The following is a 16,754-nucleotide window of genomic DNA, read 5'->3' as shown; positions in this document are numbered from 1 at the left end:
GGCGGATGTCGACGAAGGTGTCGTTGACGAAGACCTGCGCGATGGTGACCGGGTCGGCGCCGGTGTTGCGTATGGTCAGCGCGATCTGTCCGGGGGCCAGCACAGCGTGCTCCACTGTGACCTCCTCGACCGGTGGGCCGACCCGTTCGGGCAGTGCGCGCCCGCCCAGCAGCCCCAGCGCCGTGAGCACCGCGGCCACGAGCAGCGCGAGCCCAGCCCAGGACGCCCAGGCGCGGATTCGGGAGTCCGTTTGTGTGGCAGCGGGTTCGGTCATGACTCGGTGACCTTGAAGAAGCCCATCCACCCGAGTTCGGCGAATTCGCTCTTATGGGCATGGAACATGAACCTCCCCGGATAGGGGAAACGTAGCACGCAGATGCCGCGCTGGCCCTGGGCCTGCACGATAGTGTCGGTGAACTCGGCAGGCTCGAGACGGGTGCCGGTGGGGTAGTACTCGAAGAAGTTGGCGTGGATGTGGAAGCTGTTGATCGGGTCGAACTCAAGCACATTCACCAGGTAGATCCGCACCAGCTCCCCGCGTTTCACCCGCACCGGTTCGTGCACGAAGTGGAACGGGATGCCGTTGACCGCATACAACTGGTTGCCCTCGCCGTCGAAGGTGGTGTTGTAGCCGTGCATCACCATCACCATCTCGTCGGCGGCCGGGCGCGGGGTCGGGGGGTCAACGATGAACGTGCCGTACATGCCGCGCGCGATGTGCTCGGCCAGCGGGCTCACATGGCAGTGGTAGAGGTGCAATCCGAAGGGCCGCGCGTCGAATTGGTAGGTGAACGCCTGGCCCGGGTGGATGACGCCCGGGCCAATGCCGGGTACGCCGTCCATTTCGGCCGGATGGATGCCGTGGAAGTGCAGGGTGTGCGGGTGGCGCGAGCCGTTGGTGAACTGGATCTGCAGGACGTCGCCCTGGGTGCAGCGCAGCGTGGGGCCGGGGATGCGAGCGTTGAGCGTCCATGCTGGGAACCGCACGCCAGGAGCCACTTCCAGCTCTTCGTCACTGCTGGCGATCTCCCATGTGCGCAGTGTCCGACCGTCCGGCAGCCGGGAGACTTTGCCGTAGTCGAAGTCGCGTAGTACCTGAGTGGGGTTGAACCCGTTGGCGTCGTGGTCGACCGTCGCGCCGATGCGAAACGTCGGCCCCTCGACGCCGCCGCCATGCGCTGCGAGATGGTCAGTTCCGGGCGGGCCGTCCGCCTGCGCGGGTGCCTCGAGGCGGTTCGCGGTGACCGCCGCCAAGGCTGCCGTACCGGCCGCTGCTCCACCGACCAGGAAGCGGCGCCGGGAGGCATTCGTCATCGGCGGCATATCCAAATTTTGGCATACCGAAAAGAAAGATTCTATAACCCGAACCCGCTTCGCATCGCGGTGCCAGCTGCGGTTGTCCGTGGCCACTGGGTGCGGTCACTGCGGTCACCTTGTTGGTGGCCGTCGCAGCCGGATAGTGAGTTGCTACCGCGCAGCTGTCGTCGGATGCACTCGGCGTGCAGCTCCCGGAGAAGCTCGCCCGCCCGTCGGGGCGGGCCGCCCGGCGCCAGCGCTGAGCACGCTTAGAACCACGCGGCTGGCCAGCAGGGCTACCGGCGTGCAGCAAGAGATCTGGCGGGGAGGAGTCGTTCCCCGCCAGATCGCACCCGGGCAGATCGCCCCCGGGTTGTTTCCTGCAGTCTGGTAATCGGTATCGCCCGGCGTTGCGTTAGCCACCGGCATGCGATTGCGTGTCTTCACAGCGCAGTTCGAATCTGCGTCCTCTCGTGCGCGATCTGGGTCCCGCGGTCGGCCTGCACCACTGGCTACAGTCTTGGGGTGGTTGGTAGCCGCTGACCTGATCAACGTCAGGCAGCAGATTCAGCCGACGGGCCAAATGCATCGAAGATCGTGTCACCGAATGATCTTGGGGCCGAGGCTTTCCTGGCCGCCCGTCCTCGCGCGATGGGGCCAGTTATCGCCCCAATTCCGGCCGGCGGAACGACCGCGACGTCGAGCGCGATCCGAGCTGGGCTCGTGCTGGCCGCCGGGATGAGGCGTCGGGTCACGGCGCGGAGCTCACCGCGGCCGTGTGGGGGACGGCTGCGGCTTGCTCGGCCACTGGGAGGCTCAGTGGTTTCGTGCGGCCTGCGCGGACACCGTTGGCGATGACGACGATTTCGGCGAGCTCGTGTACCAGCACGACGGCGGCCAGGCCGAGGATGCCGAGCAACGCCAGCGGGATCAACGCGGCGATCAGGCCCAGCGACAGGCCGACGTTTTGCAGCATGATCCGTCGGGCGCGACGTGCGTGGGTGAAGGTCTGGGGGAGGTGGCGGAGGTCTTCGCCCATCAACGCCACGTCGGCGGTTTCGATGGCCACGTCGGTGCCCATCGCGCCCATCGCGATTCCGAGGTCGGCGGTCGCCAGCGCGGGAGCGTCGTTGACGCCGTCGCCGACCATGGCGGTCGGGCGTTGGGCTCGCAGCTGTTCGACCAAGCGTGCCTTGTCTTCCGGGCGCAGCTCGGCGTGCACGGCGTCGATCCCGACGTCGTTGGCCAGCGCGGCGGCGGTGGCGTGATTGTCGCCGGTGAGCATCGCGACGTGGTAGCCATCGCGGCGCAGTTGGGCGACGACCTCGGCGGCTTCGGGGCGCAATTCGTCGCGCACCGCGATTGCGCCAATCACCTGGTCGTTGTGCTCGACGAGGACGGCTGTGGCGCCGGCCTGCTGCATCCGTTGCACGTCGCCGGTCAAGGGTCCGGGGTCGAGCCAGCCGGGCCGGCCGAGCCGGATGGTGTGCCCGTCGCGGTGGCCGGTCAGTCCGGCGCCGGTCACCGCCTGCACATCGGTGGCCGGGGTGACCTGATTGGTGGCGGCCAGTATCGCTGCGGCCAGGGGGTGTTCGCTGCGGGTTTCCAGCGCGGCGGCCAGGTCGAGCACCTGTTCGCGGGTGGCGCCGTTGGTGGTCGCGACGTCGATGACCCCGGGACGGTTGGCGGTCAGTGTGCCGGTCTTGTCCAGTGCGACCCCGCGCACGGCGCCGAGCGCCTCCAGTGCGGCGCCGCCTTTGACCAGGGCGCCGAGTCGGCTGGCGGCGCCGATCGCTGCGACCACGGTGACCGGCACCGAGATCGCCAGGGCGCAGGGCGACGCGGCCACCAGCACGACCAGGGCGCGTTCGATCCAGATCGTGGGGTCGCCGAGCAGGCTGCCGATGACCGCGATCAGGGTCGCGGCGATCATGATGCCGGGCACCAGCGGCTGGGCGATGCGGTCGGCCAGTCGTTGTGAGGTGCCCTTGCGGGACTGCTCGGCCTCCACGATCCGCACGATCCGGGCTAGCGAGTTGTCTTCGGCGGTGGTGGTGACCTCCACCTCAAGTGAGCCGGTGCCGTTGATGGAGCCGGCGAACACCTCGTCGCCGGGTCCGGCCTCGACGGGCACCGACTCGCCGGTGATGGCCGAGACATCCAGGGCGGTGCGGCCCCGGCGGATGATCCCGTCGGTGGCGAGGCGCTCGCCGGGTTTGACCAGCATCTGGTCGCCGGCGCGCAATTCGGTTGGTGCGACGACGGTTTCGGCGCCGTCGCGCAGCACGGTGGCTTCATCGGGCACCAGTGAGAGCAGTGCGCGCAGGCCGCGGCGGGTGCGCGCCAACGAGTATTCCTCGAGGCCCTCGCTGATGGAGAACAGAAACGCCAGCATGGCGGCTTCGCCGACCTCGCCCAGGATCACCGCACCCACGGCGGCGATGGTCATCAGGGTGCCCACGCCGATCTTGCCCTTGGCTAGGCGCCGCAGCGTGGAGGGAACGAAGGTGTAGGCGCCGACGACCAGTGCTACCGCTTCCAACGTGAGGATGACGGGCCGTGTCGCATCCACCCACCCCGCGATGAGCGCCGCCAGCAGGAGTACGCCCGATATGGCGGCGAACCGCAATTCTCGGACCTCCCAAAGCCGTTCGGGCTCGTGATCCTGGTCTTCGTCGTTGGTACGGGGTTCATCGTCGCCGCAGCCACACGCGTCACTCATCGGTCGTTCACCTTCGTCTTGGTGGTCGTCGCCCCGCTGCGGGTGCGGGTTCCGTAGTTGGGGCACAGCGCCACCTTGTTGCCGGTGGCGCCCAGCAGCGTCTCGGCCGAGGCCAGCAGGTCCATCAACTCCGGGCGGGTCAGCGAGTAGAACATCTGCCGGCCCTGCGGGCGGCCGACAACCAGGCCGCAGTCGCGCAGGCAGGCCAGATGCGCCGACACGGTGGATTGCGCCACCCCAAGGATGTTCGTCAAGTCCACCACCCGGGCTTCGCCTTCGGTGAGCCGTTCCAGAATCGCCAGCCGTGTCGGGTCGGACAGGCTGTGAAACAGCGCCACCGCCGGCGCCAAGTCGGTCGTCGATCGCATCGAGGATCCACTCGTTGTCATCGCCATACATCGATGATAGCGTCAATGCCACATTGATCGTCAAACTCCGATGACAGCACTGCTGAACGTTGTTTTCGGGCGGGGGCGACATGACGCAGTCCACCGCTGTGGCCACCGTTCGTATCAGCGCTGCTGACCGCCGCTCTGCTCGATGCCTACCCGCTCACGCGCGCGGGCCGAAAAGCACAAGGAGACAACACAATCAGCCCGCCGGATGGCGCGATGACTGTGAACACCATTGTCAATCACCGAAAGGATGACTCCGATGTTGATGAACCGGGCCGAGACCGGGCTGGTGAATTCGCCGCCGCGGCGGTGGCTGCAGCGCTGGTATGAGGTGCCGGTGTTGCTGCGCTTCGGCGGCCGGCTCATTCCCGGCGCACGAGCGCTGGAGATCGGGTGCGGGTCGGGCTACGGTTCGCAGCTCATCCTGGAGCGCTTCGGCGCGGCCACCGTGGACGCGGTGGACCTGGACCCGGCGATGATCCGCCGCGCCGGAAAGCGCCTGGCCCGCTACCGCGATCGGGTTCGGCTGGCCCAGGGCAGCGCCACCGACCTGCGGGCAGCGCTGGATGCCGATGACGAAAGCTACAGCGCGGTCTTTGATTTCGGCATCGTGCACCACATCCCAGATTGGCGCAAAGCCATCGCCGAAGTCGCGCGGGTCCTGACGCCGGGTGGGCGGTTCTATTTCGAAGAGGTCACCGCCCACGCCCTGGCCCGGCCCACCTACCGTCGGCTGTTCGATCACCCCACCGACGACCGGTTTAGCGCCGAGCAGTTCCTCGACGAACTCGCCCGCCGCGGCCTGGTGCTGCTCGGGTCGCTCACCCGCATCCAGGACGACTACCTGCTTGGTGTGGCCGCCAAGCCCATCTCAACAGGAGGTGACACATGATGGCTATCGCTGTCCTGGCCCTGTTCGCCACGATAATGCTGGTGATCGGCGCCTGGCGCCGGCACATCCAGCTGCGCCGCACCGGCGACAGCGGCAACCGGCGCACCTGGCGTCCCGATGGCTCGCTGGACTGGTGGGCACTGGCCATCACCGACCTCGGCTATCTCACGGTGGGGGTCGGCGCCCCGGTGGCCGAGCTGGCCGGCATGGCGCCGCTTGCGATCCTGGATCATCCGATGGTGCGCGGGCTTGGTGTCGCGGTCGCGGTGCTTGGCATCGTCCTAGCGCTGACCGCTCAGCTGTCACTGGGCGCACCCTGGCGGATCGGTATCGATCAGGCAGAACGCACGAGCCTCGTCACTACCGGTGCTTTCAGCGTGGTGCGCAACCCGATCTTTACCGCGGTGATCGTTACGTTCCTCGGCTTGGCGTTGATGGTGCCAAACCCCGTAGCTGTCGCCGGCGTGGCGTTCACGGTGATCGGGATTCAGGTGCAGGTGCGCCTGGCCGAAGAGCCCTACCTGCGCCGGGTCCACGGCACGGCGTACACCGACTACGCGTCGCGCGTCGGCCGCTTCCTGCCCGGCATTGGCCGCCTGCAGCCCGAACGCCAGCACAGGACCTGAACCATTCGGTACGAACGCGCAACCCCGGCCTTACTGACGCGCTCGCTGCCGAGCCTTTTGAGGCGTGCGGGCACTGTGGCGTGCAATCGGGGGTTGAGCGCTTGGCATGGTTGCCCGGGTGTCGCGCTGTGAGGGGCAAGGGGTCAATCAGGCCCGACTCGTTCAGCGAGCACCGCTTGGAATCGCGGGCAGGTGGCAAGGTCGCCGTGTTCGCAGCCCAGGGCCGTGTCGATGAGGCGCAGCGCGGCTTGGGCTTCGGCGATGCGCTTGGTGAGCTCGTCGTGTTGGCGCTGGAGGACCGCGTTGCGTTCGGACGGGGTCGGGGCGGTCAGGATCGCTCGGATGTCGTCGAGGCCCATGCCGGCTTCTTTGGCCTGCAGGATCGCCGCCACCCGGTAGCGGTCGGCCGGGCCGTACACCCGGTGCCCGGCCGAGGAGCGGTGCGGGGCCAACAATCCTGTCGATTCCCAGTGGCGCAGCACATGGGTGGCGAGGCCGAATGTTTCGGCGAGTTCGCCGATCGGAATTTCTCGACGCCGACCGCTTGACTTCATGTCGACATTAAGGCGCACGCTCGCGGCCATGTCTACATCGACTCCGTTCTGCGGCCACGACACCGGCGTGGTCCGCGAGGACCTCACCTTCGAATCCGGTGGTCAGCGGTGCGATGGGTGGCTCTACCGGCCACCGGGCTCTGGACCGCATCCCTGCGTGGTGCTCGCGCACGGCATCGGCGGCATCCGCAGTGCCGCGTTGCCTGATTTCGCGATGCGGTTCGCCGCCGCCGGCATTGCCGCCCTCACGTTTGACTACCGCCATCTGGGCAGCAGCGAAGGTGAGCCGCGCGGCCTGATCGACATTCGGCGACAGCGCGTCGACTACCGGGCGGCCATCGACCTGGCACGCCGACTTGATGGCATAGATCCTGTCCGGATTGCCTTGTGGGGCACATCCTTTGGCGGCGGTCACGTGCTCGCCGCGGCTGCGCGGGATCACCGGATCGCAGCCGCAATTATCCAGAACCCGTTCGTCGACGGACCTGCGGCCGCCGCAGCCGCGATTCGGTCAGCCGGGCGCATGCATGCCTACCGGCTGGCATGGCGAGCGGTCCGCGACACAGCCCGAGCCCGCCGCGGCCGCGATCCGATACGGGTCGAGCTCGCCGGGCCACCCGGATCGCTGGCGATGATGACCACACCCGATGCGGTGGCCGGATTCCAGTCGATCCTCCCGGCCGACCCCGTCGGCTTTGAACCGGCGGTGCCGGCCCGGATCGTGCTGCAGATGCGCGCCGATCGCCCGGCCCGCCGTGCCACCCTGGTGGCATGCCCGCTGCTGGTGTGCGTGTGCGAGGACGACGTCATCGCGCCGCCGCAACCGGCGATCACCGTGGCCGAGCATGCGCCGCGCGGCCAGCTGCGCCGCTATTCCATCGGCCACTTCGACCTGTTCCACAGTCCGTGGCTCGACCGCGTCGCCGAGGATCAGATCGCATTTCTGCACCGCACACTGAGCGGACCCACCACAACCGGAGGTGAATAGCCATGACATCGACCAAGGACCGCACCGCTCGCTGGCATCGCTACTGGGACAAGAAATCCCGCAACTACGACAAGGAAATGACGTTCTTCGACCGGCACCTGTTCGGCGACTCCCGCACCTGGGCATGCGGGCAGGCCACCGGCGAGGTCTTGGAAGTCGCCGTCGGGACAGGCCTGAACCTCGAGGCCTACCCGCAAGACGTCACACTCACCGGCATCGACCTCAGCGACGCCATGCTCGACATCGCCCGCCACCGCGCCACCGAACTCGGGCGCACCGCAACCCTGCAGCAGGGCGACGCCCACCAATTGCCTTTCGGCGACGCCTCGTTTGACACGGTGGTCTGCACGTTCGGGCTCTGCGCCATCCCCGACCACACACGGGCAATCGATGAGATGACCCGGGTACTGCGGCCCGGCGGACGACTCATCCTCGTCGACCACATCGCCAGCTCCTCGCGCGTCGCGCGCGGCGTCCAACGCTTCCTGGAGATCTTCACTGTGCCGCTGGGCGGGGAACACTTCCTGCGCCGACCCCTCAACCACGTCCGATCTACCGGATTCGACATCGAGCAAGCCCAACGGTTCAAACTCGGCCTCGTCGAACGCCTTGTCGCGCGCAAGAACTCAGAAGGTTAAGTCACCGGTTCCCGGCCAGATTGCTTTCCAGGATCCAGCACACTCCGGCCTCCTCGACCGGTTCTGCGGTATGGGCGTGGTCTAGCAGCGCTCTCGGACCCATTTCGCGGCTGGCATGGTCCACTGAGCGGCACCACCAACTCGACGCGGGCTATCTAGGCGTCTGCGAAATCGCAGCTGATCCGGTCCGTGGAGCGCTCATCGGGCTGCGTGGCCTGCCGTCGGCCCTCCTTGAATGGACGCAACATCGTTCGTCATGTCCCACGTAGTCTGCTGCCCGACAGCTCGTGAGATTGCGAATGTGCACCAGCCCAACATATTTGGCCGTTATTGGCTGGCCGACGGCGGACGAAACAACGCCGGCGACGCCGGTGCGACCATCCGAGGCGGTCTCACCACGCTCGGTCATAACACCGCTGACACCAGAGCGGTGTCGTGAGGGCCATCATCGGCTACGGCAGAAGCGGTTTTGGCGAGCCAGCGCTCCCCGTCGATCGACGCGGCACAGCCTGCGCCAGCCGCGGTGACGGCCTGTCGGTAGGTGCGGTCAACCAGGTCGCCAGCAGCGAATACGCCGCCCGCTGACGTGCTCGTCGTGCCATTTCGTGTCAGCACGTAGCCATCCGGGTCGAGATCGACCTGACCTCGCACCAAATCCGAGCGGGGGTCATGCCCGATGGCGACGAACACGCCGGTGAGGGCCAGCCGCGACTCCTCGCGGGTCACGGTGTTGCTCAGCCGCACACCGCTGACCTTCGCATCGCCGTCGATCGCGGTCACCGCGGTATTGGTCAGCCACTTGATCTTCTTGTTGGCGCGTGCCCGATCGAGCATGATCTTCGACGCACGGAACTCTTCACGGCGATGGATGATCGTGACGCTGCGGGCGAACCGCGTCAAAAAGAGGGCTTCCTCCATTGCCGAGTCGCCGCCGCCGACCACCGCAATGTCTTGGTCTTTGAAGAAAAACCCATCGCAAGGATGACGGCGCGGGCGTGGTGGGTTTCACCGCCCACAGTGACGGTCTTGACCGACCCGTCCAGCCACACTGCGTCCACGTCTTCCATCCGCAGGTCGGCGCCGAACCGCAGCGCCTGCTCGCGCATCTCGTCCATTAGTTCCGGCCCGGTGATGCCGTCGCGGAAGCCGGGGTAGTTCTCCACTTCGGTGGTGTTCATCAACGCACCACCGAATTGTGTGCCCTCGAACACCAGCGGCTTGAGCTGGGCGCGGGCAGCGTAGATCGCCGCCGTGTAGCCGGCCGGCCCGGAGCCGATGATGATCACGTCATGGATATCTGCCGTGGTGGACATGGAGAACCTTTCTGCTCCGAATGGTTAAGGGGCCCGTTCTGTCGATGTCTGCGAAACCGGCAGGCCCTGTCAGAGGTCAAGCGAATGGTGTTGTGGCTGAGCGACATTGCCTAGCCACAATCCATTCCGCTACCCGGCTGCTGTTGCCTGTCCGAATCGTGAACGGAACCGTCGAAGTCGCAGGCTATTGCTGACCACGAACACTGAACTAAATGCCATCGCAGCTCCGGCGAGCATCGGGTTGAGCAAACCTGCAGCTGCCAAAGGCAAGGCGGCCACGTTGTAGGCGAACGCCCAAAACAGGTTGCTCTTGATGGTGCGCAGGGTCCGCCGCGACAGTCGGATCGCATCCGCGGCGGCACGCAAGTCTCCACGCACCAACGTGATGTCGGAGGCTTCAATCGCCACGTCGGTTCCGGTTCCCATGGCCAGGCCCAGATCGGCCTGGGCCAGTGCGGCAGCGTCATTGACACCGTCGCCGACCATCGCCACGGTCTTGCCCTCCTTCTGCAGGCGGACAATGACGTCGGCCTTGTCCTTGGGCATCACCTCGGCGATCACCTCATCGATGCCCACCTGATCGGCGACCGACCGGGCGACGGTGGCGTTGTCACCGGTCAGCAGAACCGGTGTCAAACCCAGTCCGCGCAACTGGCTGATCGCCTCGGCGGAGGTGGGCTTGACGGCATCGGCGACGACGAGGATTCCTCGGGCGGCGCCGTCCCATCCGACGGCAATCGCGGTCTTGCCAGCAGATTCCGCGGCGTGCATAGCCTCGGTCAGCTCGGCCGGCAGGTGCTGGGCCCAGTCGGCGAGCAGGCTGGGGCGCCCCACGACGACGGCGCGCCCTTTGACGACACCTTGAACGCCGAGCCCTTCGGCATTGGTGAACCCTTCCACCGTTGGCAGCTCGCCCAATTCGGCGCTTGCGGCTTTGGCGACCGCTTGCGCGATCGGGTGCTCCGAGGAGTTCTCCAACGCCCCGGCCAGGCGCAGCAGTTCATTGCGATCTTGCCCGCGGGCGGCAATCACCTCCATCAGCGTCATCTGCCCGGTGGTCACGGTGCCGGTCTTGTCCAGCACGACGGTGTCGATCTTGCGGGTGTTCTCCAGGATTTCGGGGCCCTTGATCAGAATCCCGAGCTGAGCGCCGCGGCCGGTACCCACCATCAGGGCCGTGGGTGTCGCCAGGCCCAGCGCGCAGGGGCAGGCGATGATCAGCACGGCCACCGCGGCGGTGAAGGCCGCTGCCAGCCCGTTGCCGGTCCCGATCCAATAGCCAAGGGTGGCGGCGGCCAGAATGATCACGATCGGCACGAAGATTCCCGAGATGCGGTCGGCGAGGCGCTGTGCTTGGGCTTTTCCGTTCTGCGCGTCTTCGACCATGCGGGCCATCTGCGCCAGTTGGGTGTCGGAGCCGACGCGGGTTGCGCGGACCAGCAGGCGACCGCCGGCGTTGACGGTTGCGCCGACGACGGTGTCGCCTGCCCCGACCTCGACGGGCATGGATTCGCCGGTCAACATGGAGGCGTCGACCGCGGAGCTGCCCGACACGACGATTCCGTCGGTGGCGATTTTTTCGCCCGGACGGACCACGAAGTCGTCACCGACGGCGAGCTGATCGATCGGAATCCTTTGTTCGCGCCCGTTTTGGACGACGGTGACGTCCTTGGCGCCGAGCTCGAGCAGGGCCCGCAGCGCCGCGCCGGCCTTGCGCTTCGACCGGGCCTCGAAATACCGGCCGGCGAGAATGAAGGTGGTGACCCCGGCAGCGGCTTCGAGATAGATGTTGCCTGCGCCGTCGGTTCGTGTGATGGCCAGCGTGAACGGGTGGGTCATTCCCGCGACTCCGGCGGTGCCGAAGAACAGGGCATACAATGACCATCCCAGTGCCGCAAGGGTTCCCATGGAGATCAGGGTGTCCATCGTGGACGTGGCGTGGCGCAGGTTGGTCCAGGCAGCCTGGTGGAAAGGCCATGCGCCCCATACCACCACGGGCGCCGCCAAAGTCAGCGACAGCCACTGCCAGTTGGTGAACTGCAGGGCCGGCACCATTGCCATCGCGATGACCGGCACCGACAGCACCAGCGAGACGATCAACCGCTGCCGCAGCGCCCGCGTGGGGTCACCGATGTCGGTGTCGGCCTCGGCGACCGGTGCATCAGCGGCGCGCGGCAGCTCGGCGGTGTAGCCGGCTTCCTCGACCGCGGCCACCAACGCCTGGGTGTCGACGGTGTCGCCGTAGCTGACCTTGGCCTTCTCGGTGGCGTAATTGACTGTGGCGCTGACACCGTCGAGCTTGTTGAGCTTGCGCTCGATCCGGTTGGCGCATGAGGCGCAGGTCATCCCGCCGATGGACAGCTCGATCTGGTGGGCGCCGGCCGTGACCCTGTTGTCTTCGTGGATCGATGTCATTGCAGTCTCCTTAGAACGAATCGCTGGTGATGACGGCGAGCGCCATGACTCAGTGGTGGCCGCCGGGCTGGGCGCCGACGGGCGCTGGCGGCGGTGTCGCTTCGGCACGGCCCTGACTGAAATCCGCAGCGGTTGCGGTGAATTCCGCGGTGCGCACGACGCCGTTGTGCTGGAAGTCCAGGAACATCCGGTAGGTGCCCGTCGACGGTGTCGTCGCGTAGAAGGTCACGTCGGGGCCGGGCTTGGTGACTCCGTCACCCGGTGCTCCCTCCGGGTGCACGTGCAGGTAGGCCAGGTCGTCGGCCCGCAGCACCACCAGATGGCCGTAGGCGCCCAGATACGGCTGCAGGTCGGTCACCGGCGCGCCCCCGCGCGACACCGACAGCGTCAGCTTCGATGAGCTGCCTGCCGACAAATCACCTGTCAGGGTGACGGTGTAGTCGTCGACCGTCGTGGTCTTCGACGGCGCCGGCAGTGGCTGCGGATCGAACTGGCCGGTCACCAACAGATCGGTGCCCAGCGTGAGATCGTCCGCACCGACAGGTTTGAAGTCGGCGAACAACCGCCACGGCCCCGGCGACAAGTCCAGGTGGGTGTGCCAAACGCCGGACGCCTCGAGAGTGGGGTGGACGTGCTGGAAGCCGGCCATGTCGCGACGGACGGCAATCAAATGCAGGTCTTTGTCGTGTGTCGTCTCGTACTTGGTGACCGGCTGGCCGTCGGGCCCCAGGATCCGGAACGTCACGCCAACGTTCGTGCCGGATGGCAAGGACGTTGCTTCAGGGAGGAAGGTGTAGCCGCCTTCGGTAGCGGTCAGTCCGGTGGGACTCGTATCGCCCATCGTCGTCGCAGGCTCGCTACTGCCGGACGCGAGTGGGCCGTCTGCCGCACCGGATGCTGCCGGTGGGCTGGCGGGCGTGGTTGACGTTTCGCCATGAGCGTAGTGCTCAAGGCTCTCAGTGGGGGGCAGCCACGAGCCGGTGGCGTTGCCGACCGCGACCGCGCCGCCGAACACGGCCGCGAGTACCACGGCGAAACCGCCGAGCTTCATTGACGTGTTCATGACGCCTTCTCCTTCGTTGCGATATCGGAGCCGGCGACGGTGTACCCGGCCGACTCGACAACAGCGCGAAATACAGACTGATCCACGGGTGCGTCGCTGGTCACCGCGACGTGACCGCTGGCCAGATCGACCGAAACGTCGCGAACGCCGTCGATTCCGCTGAGTTCCCCGGTGACCTTGCGGACACAGCCTCCGCAGCTCATCCCTACGACTGTGAAAGTCGTTGTGCTCATCACGATCTCCTCAATCACTCCATCGACCGCCACGGCTGTACCGATCGCTCGCGGATACGACCGCACGGCTCATTGATACCATACCCCCCTAGGGTATGCAAGCAAGCGTTGCCAGGATAGGGCTCATTCGACTTCGACGCGGGCGATGCCACCGTGAAAGGCCTGGTATGCAGAAGTTCGTCGTGTTTGAGCTGGGGCGTCAGCAGCGATTGAGGGCGGCGTCCGCTCGACGTCGCAGGCGCAGCTCGCGGGGCCGATCGCTGTGCCGGTCGATTCTCGGGAAGAGGTGTCGCTTTGCGCCATTTGTCCGCCGGCTACCTGCGATACCGCTGCGGGTTCTGAACCCGCGGTTTGGATACGTACTGCGGCATACCGTAGGTGATCTTGCTGCCAATGGCCGAACAGCGGGTGCCAGCAGGCTTTCCTTCGCCGGGTCTTCAGGTTTTCCACATTGTGTAGTGGGTGCCGGCCAGGTTGGCTGGTGGTATGACGAATCTGCTTATGCGAGTTCTCGATCCCATCTTCGGACATCCCCGCGGTGTGGCCGGGCGGCTTGGTGGTGTACTCATGACACGCGCTAACGCCGAACAGGAACGCTGGGTGGTCGACCATACTGAACTGCGCGGCGGTGCGGATGTGCTGGTGGTGGGGCACGGCCCAGGTCTAGGCATCGAGGCGGCGGCAGCCGCCGTGGCGCCCACCGGTCATGTGGTCGGTGTGGACCCCTCAGCCACTATGCGTGATATGGCCGCGGCCAGATGCGCTGCGCTTATCCGCGACGGCCGCGTCGAGGTTCGCGACGGCACCGCCGAAGCGACCGGCTGCCCCGACGGCAGTGTCGATGTCGCGATCTCAGTCAACAACGTGATGCTGTGGGATCGCCCCGTAGGGTTCGCTGAGTTGTTCCGCGTCCTGCGTCCTGGCGGACTTCTCGTGCTCAGTGTTCACCGGCACGTCCTCGATGTCGATCCCAATCGACTCGTCGACGACGCACAAGCGGCCGGATTCACCGACGTGAAGCTTTCCCTGCGCGCAAGGCGCTTCAACAGCCCGGCGGTCGAACTACTCGCCCGCCGGCCCGAACACTGACCGATCAGGCAAACTGCTCGTCCGGCAAGACCTTCGGAAGCTATAGGTTGGGGGCCCTGGCACTAGCCGACCGGTGCGGAGAAGGTGGCAAGCACCGTAGCGGTGATCGCACGGTCGGCGGCCGGGCGACCGCCCCGGAGGCGTTCCGCGCGGCGGAAACAGCTGTACTTGAAAAGCCCGGATCGCCGGAACTGAATTCGCCTCCCGAAGTGATCTACTGTCCTGGCGAGGAGGTAGTTGGGTGGCGTCGCCCTTCGTTTCTCCAGGCAGGCCCACGCGGCCTTCGTTCTGCCAAAGCTCAAGGATCACAGGGCTGTCGGCCGGACGCTCATCAACTGAATAGGCACGTACCATCGTGGTTAGTAGTAACCGCCATTACGGGATGAATGTGACGCCCATCGGTGATGACTCGTCGGCCCTCGACGTTCTTCAAGCGGACAGCCGCGAAACTGGCGCTCGTGACCGCAGGTTGTGCCGTCCTCCTGCAGTGCACGGCCGCGCCTTCAACTCCTCCGCTACCGTCAGCCGCCAGTTCATCAGCGTCGGCCGCCACTCCGTCACCGACTTCCGCTACGCCGCCAACTCCGGGCGGTGCGACCGTTCAACCGGTTAGCGCCGCCGAACTCGGCGCGAGCTGGAGACCGGGCTGCCCGGTCGAACCGGGGCAGTTGCGCAGGGTGGGCGTTGGCCACCTCGGCTTCGACGGCCAGACGCACCGCGGGCAGCTGATCGTGCACAAGGACCTGGTCGCGCAAGTCATCACGATCTTCGATGAGCTGTACCGGCTGGGATTTGCAATCGAGAAGATGCGCACGGTCGATCTCTATCCCGCAGCTGCCGACGAGTTATCTATGGAAGACAACAACACTTCGGCGTTCAACTGCAGACGCATCCGAGGAACCGGTCGGTGGTCCTGGCACGCCTACGGTCGAGCGATCGACGTCAACCCCCTACTCAACCCGTTCATCGACAGCACGGGGGCGTTCCAACCGAACAACGCCGGGGTATATCTGGACCGCAACCGCATTGACCCGGGACTTCTTCACAACGGCGACCCAGCCGTACACGTCTTCACCGATCGTGGTTGGCGATGGGGTGGCGCATGGAGGACTCCCATCGACTATCAGCACTTCGAGCGACCCTAACGCTGGCAGCGACCCATGGCCGCGGCGCGGTAATCGTTCTACGATTTCGGTGCGTAGATCGTAAGTGGCGCGGTGGTCTGGGCATCGTCGGACGGGTCACCATGACCTGTGAGGAGAAATTGAAATGCGTCATCCACTACCGATTACCGCCCAGCTAGTTGCAACGCTCGCCGCGGCAGGCGTCGCCGTGACCGCATGCGGCGGGGGCTCGACAATCTCGACCACATCGGCGCCCGCCGCCCCGACCGCTGGGGAGCAGCCGGCCACGACCGCGTCGGGCCCGCCGGTGCAGGTGCAAATGAACGAGTTCACAATCCAGCTGCCGCAGCAGAACTTCCGGCCGGGCACGTACACGTTCGTCGCGAGCAACGAGGGACAGGCGCCGCACGCGCTGGAGATCGAGGGCCCTGGGCTCGAACAAGCCACCGACACGTTGACTGCCGGACAGTCTGCGGATCTCACCGTCACCTTGCAGCCCGGCAGCTACAAGGTGTATTGCCCGGTAGGCAACCACGATGAGCAGGGCATGAATACCACGATCACCGTCTCTGGATAGGCTCTGCCGCGCGGGAGCGTGCAAACAGCCGTCATATGACCTCTGGCAAGCAGGCGCGGAAGTCTCTGGTGGATAGCATGTTTGGGTCGGAACACGATCCGACGGGGCTGTCACAGTGACGTATTGAGCTCGTGCTGAATGAAATTCGACGCCGCCGAGAAGTAAGTGCCAGTCCCCTATGAGGGGACCTGCTGGACCAGTTGCCCGGGCGCGGTGAATGCGGCGAGCAGTGTGGCGACGATGGCGCGGCCGGCGGCACGTTCATCCAATCGGCCGGCGGCGATTTCGTCTGCGGCGCCGTGCAGCACGTTGTGGAATGTCGCCACCAACCACGTAGTTGGCAGGTCGGTCCGGAACATGCCCTCGCGTCGGCCCCGTTTGATCAGCGCCTGCACCCGCTGATGCGGTATCTCGTGTTGTTCGCGGATCCGATCCGGCCCAATGGTGCGCTGCGCGGCCTGCAGGAGTGCGCGATGTCGATTCACGATCTGCCATGACGAGGCCACCAGCCGAGCAAGCGCCGCACGGGGGTCACCGGTGAGGTCGACGGTGTTGAGGGCTTCGTTTGCCTCGGCCAACGTTCGGGCGAACACTGCGTCGACGAGCTCAGCGCGGGTGGGGAAGTGGCCGTAAAGGGTGACTCGGCCGACTCCGGCGGTCCGGGCGATGTCGCCGACGCTCGCGTCGGGATCACGAGATAGACACGCCAGCGCGGCATCCAGGATCGCCTCAATGTTGCGACGTGCATCCGCGCGTTGCCGTCGTTGTTGTGTCTCGCCTGCCGCGGTCATTCACACATTATCTCGAACAAAGGTGTACGAGTACATTG

The 16,754-nt window shown here is 66.2% G+C and carries 15 protein-coding genes and 2 pseudogenes; 7 read left to right on the top strand and 10 right to left on the bottom strand.

Annotated elements, in window-relative coordinates; genetic code table 11:
• The 4 genes and pseudogenes from CWS39_RS12055 to CWS39_RS12040 form a co-directional block, all read right to left on the bottom strand.
• A pseudogene (locus CWS39_RS12055) lies at positions 1 to 274 on the bottom strand (ZIP family metal transporter); the annotation flags it as partial.
• Positions 271 to 1,323: a multicopper oxidase domain-containing protein gene (locus CWS39_RS12050; protein WP_431306117.1), complete on the bottom strand. Its 1,053-nt coding sequence runs from the start codon at positions 1,321 to 1,323 to the stop codon at positions 271 to 273. The gene CWS39_RS12050 and the pseudogene CWS39_RS12055, both read right to left, overlap by 4 nt.
• Positions 1,324 to 2,047: 724 nt before the next feature.
• Positions 2,048 to 4,018 carry a heavy metal translocating P-type ATPase gene (locus CWS39_RS12045; protein ID WP_102143137.1) on the bottom strand — a complete coding sequence of 657 codons (1,971 nt, stop codon included), beginning with the start codon at positions 4,016 to 4,018 and terminating at the stop codon, positions 2,048 to 2,050.
• Positions 4,015 to 4,413 carry an ArsR/SmtB family transcription factor gene (locus tag CWS39_RS12040; RefSeq protein ID WP_102143136.1) on the bottom strand — a complete coding sequence of 133 codons (399 nt, stop codon included), beginning with the start codon at positions 4,411 to 4,413 and terminating at the stop codon, positions 4,015 to 4,017. Before CWS39_RS12040 ends, CWS39_RS12045 begins: the two co-directional genes overlap by 4 nt.
• A 265-nt stretch (positions 4,414 to 4,678) precedes the next feature.
• Between CWS39_RS12040 and CWS39_RS12035 the strand changes: the two genes are divergently transcribed.
• The gene (locus CWS39_RS12035) at positions 4,679 to 5,305 is read left to right on the top strand and encodes a class I SAM-dependent methyltransferase (protein ID WP_102143158.1); all 627 of its coding nucleotides are present in this window, start codon (positions 4,679 to 4,681) and stop codon (positions 5,303 to 5,305) included.
• Positions 5,305 to 5,931 carry a methyltransferase family protein gene (locus tag CWS39_RS12030; protein WP_102143157.1) on the top strand — a complete coding sequence of 209 codons (627 nt, stop codon included), beginning with the start codon at positions 5,305 to 5,307 and terminating at the stop codon, positions 5,929 to 5,931. The genes CWS39_RS12035 and CWS39_RS12030 overlap by 1 nt, the downstream gene beginning before the upstream one ends.
• Positions 5,932 to 6,074: 143 nt before the next feature.
• On the opposite strand, the gene CWS39_RS12025 is transcribed toward CWS39_RS12030, so the two are convergent.
• Positions 6,075 to 6,485, bottom strand: coding sequence for a helix-turn-helix domain-containing protein (locus CWS39_RS12025; protein WP_102143135.1), 411 nt, complete (start codon positions 6,483 to 6,485; stop codon positions 6,075 to 6,077).
• Positions 6,486 to 6,513: 28 nt separating this feature from the next.
• Between CWS39_RS12025 and CWS39_RS12020 the strand changes: the two genes are divergently transcribed.
• Together CWS39_RS12020 and CWS39_RS12015 are read left to right on the top strand one after the other, a co-directional pair.
• Positions 6,514 to 7,473, top strand: coding sequence for an alpha/beta hydrolase (locus tag CWS39_RS12020; RefSeq protein ID WP_233213467.1), 960 nt, complete (start codon positions 6,514 to 6,516; stop codon positions 7,471 to 7,473).
• A 2-nt stretch (positions 7,474 to 7,475) separates the two neighbouring features.
• A complete protein-coding gene (locus CWS39_RS12015; RefSeq protein WP_102143133.1) occupies positions 7,476 to 8,111 on the top strand; it encodes a class I SAM-dependent methyltransferase in 636 nt (211 codons plus the stop codon).
• A gap of 405 nt (positions 8,112 to 8,516) precedes the next feature.
• Here the strand turns inward: CWS39_RS12015 and CWS39_RS12010 are convergent.
• The 4 genes and pseudogenes from CWS39_RS12010 to CWS39_RS11995 all read right to left on the bottom strand — a co-directional run bounded on the left by CWS39_RS12010 (position 8,517) and on the right by CWS39_RS11995 (position 13,135).
• Positions 8,517 to 9,355 (bottom strand): annotated as a pseudogene (locus CWS39_RS12010) (NAD(P)/FAD-dependent oxidoreductase).
• A 198-nt stretch (positions 9,356 to 9,553) separates the two neighbouring features.
• On the bottom strand, positions 9,554 to 11,839 hold the full coding sequence (locus CWS39_RS12005) for a heavy metal translocating P-type ATPase (protein WP_102143132.1): 2,286 nt from the start codon (positions 11,837 to 11,839) through the stop codon (positions 9,554 to 9,556).
• A gap of 49 nt (positions 11,840 to 11,888) precedes the next feature.
• Positions 11,889 to 12,902 (bottom strand): DUF8832 domain-containing protein, encoded by a 1,014-nt coding sequence (locus CWS39_RS12000; RefSeq protein WP_102143131.1) that lies wholly within the window; start codon positions 12,900 to 12,902, stop codon positions 11,889 to 11,891.
• Complete coding sequence (locus tag CWS39_RS11995; RefSeq protein WP_102143156.1) at positions 12,899 to 13,135, bottom strand: heavy-metal-associated domain-containing protein; 237 nt, start codon at positions 13,133 to 13,135, stop codon at positions 12,899 to 12,901. Before CWS39_RS11995 ends, CWS39_RS12000 begins: the two co-directional genes overlap by 4 nt.
• 567 nt (positions 13,136 to 13,702) lie before the next feature.
• Here CWS39_RS11995 and CWS39_RS11990 point away from each other — a divergent pair.
• The 3 genes from CWS39_RS11990 (at position 13,703) to CWS39_RS29170 (ending at position 15,925) form a co-directional block, all read left to right on the top strand.
• Positions 13,703 to 14,224 carry a methyltransferase domain-containing protein gene (locus tag CWS39_RS11990; protein ID WP_158240336.1) on the top strand — a complete coding sequence of 174 codons (522 nt, stop codon included), beginning with the start codon at positions 13,703 to 13,705 and terminating at the stop codon, positions 14,222 to 14,224.
• A 404-nt stretch (positions 14,225 to 14,628) separates the two neighbouring features.
• The gene (locus CWS39_RS11985; RefSeq protein WP_102143129.1) at positions 14,629 to 15,369 is read left to right on the top strand and encodes a M15 family metallopeptidase; all 741 of its coding nucleotides are present in this window, start codon (positions 14,629 to 14,631) and stop codon (positions 15,367 to 15,369) included.
• A 298-nt stretch (positions 15,370 to 15,667) separates the two neighbouring features.
• Complete coding sequence (locus tag CWS39_RS29170) at positions 15,668 to 15,925, top strand: plastocyanin/azurin family copper-binding protein (RefSeq protein ID WP_199178082.1); 258 nt, start codon at positions 15,668 to 15,670, stop codon at positions 15,923 to 15,925.
• A gap of 176 nt (positions 15,926 to 16,101) precedes the next feature.
• Here CWS39_RS29170 and CWS39_RS11975 read toward each other — a convergent pair whose 3' ends face one another.
• Positions 16,102 to 16,716 (bottom strand): TetR/AcrR family transcriptional regulator, encoded by a 615-nt coding sequence (locus CWS39_RS11975; protein ID WP_102143127.1) that lies wholly within the window; start codon positions 16,714 to 16,716, stop codon positions 16,102 to 16,104.
• Between the last annotated feature and the right edge of the window lie 38 nt (positions 16,717 to 16,754).

Source organism: Mycobacterium hubeiense (assembly GCF_002838065.1).
Taxonomy (GTDB): Bacteria; Actinomycetota; Actinomycetes; order Mycobacteriales; family Mycobacteriaceae; genus Mycobacterium; species Mycobacterium hubeiense.
The sequence above is the reverse complement of the archived record's forward strand: the minus strand, read 5'-3'. Positions and strand labels throughout refer to the sequence as shown.

Bases quoted from the DNA above. Each gene is read 5' to 3' on its own strand.
- CWS39_RS12050 (WP_431306117.1), bottom strand. From the start codon at position 1,323: ATGCCGCCGATGACGAATGCCTCCCGGCGCCGCTTCCTGGTCGGTGGA.
- CWS39_RS12045 (WP_102143137.1), bottom strand. From the start codon at position 4,018: ATGAGTGACGCGTGTGGCTGCGGCGACGATGAACCCCGTACCAACGAC.
- CWS39_RS12040 (WP_102143136.1), bottom strand. From the start codon at position 4,413: ATGGCGATGACAACGAGTGGATCCTCGATGCGATCGACGACCGACTTG.
- CWS39_RS12035 (WP_102143158.1), top strand. From the start codon at position 4,679: ATGAACCGGGCCGAGACCGGGCTGGTGAATTCGCCGCCGCGGCGGTGG.
- CWS39_RS12030 (WP_102143157.1), top strand. From the start codon at position 5,305: ATGGCTATCGCTGTCCTGGCCCTGTTCGCCACGATAATGCTGGTGATC.
- CWS39_RS12025 (WP_102143135.1), bottom strand. From the start codon at position 6,485: ATGAAGTCAAGCGGTCGGCGTCGAGAAATTCCGATCGGCGAACTCGCC.
- CWS39_RS12020 (WP_233213467.1), top strand. From the start codon at position 6,514: ATGTCTACATCGACTCCGTTCTGCGGCCACGACACCGGCGTGGTCCGC.
- CWS39_RS12015 (WP_102143133.1), top strand. From the start codon at position 7,476: ATGACATCGACCAAGGACCGCACCGCTCGCTGGCATCGCTACTGGGAC.
- CWS39_RS12005 (WP_102143132.1), bottom strand. From the start codon at position 11,839: ATGACATCGATCCACGAAGACAACAGGGTCACGGCCGGCGCCCACCAG.
- CWS39_RS12000 (WP_102143131.1), bottom strand. From the start codon at position 12,902: ATGAACACGTCAATGAAGCTCGGCGGTTTCGCCGTGGTACTCGCGGCC.
- CWS39_RS11995 (WP_102143156.1), bottom strand. From the start codon at position 13,135: ATGAGCACAACGACTTTCACAGTCGTAGGGATGAGCTGCGGAGGCTGT.
- CWS39_RS11990 (WP_158240336.1), top strand. From the start codon at position 13,703: ATGACACGCGCTAACGCCGAACAGGAACGCTGGGTGGTCGACCATACT.
- CWS39_RS11985 (WP_102143129.1), top strand. From the start codon at position 14,629: ATGACTCGTCGGCCCTCGACGTTCTTCAAGCGGACAGCCGCGAAACTG.
- CWS39_RS29170 (WP_199178082.1), top strand. From the start codon at position 15,668: ATGAACGAGTTCACAATCCAGCTGCCGCAGCAGAACTTCCGGCCGGGC.
- CWS39_RS11975 (WP_102143127.1), bottom strand. From the start codon at position 16,716: ATGACCGCGGCAGGCGAGACACAACAACGACGGCAACGCGCGGATGCA.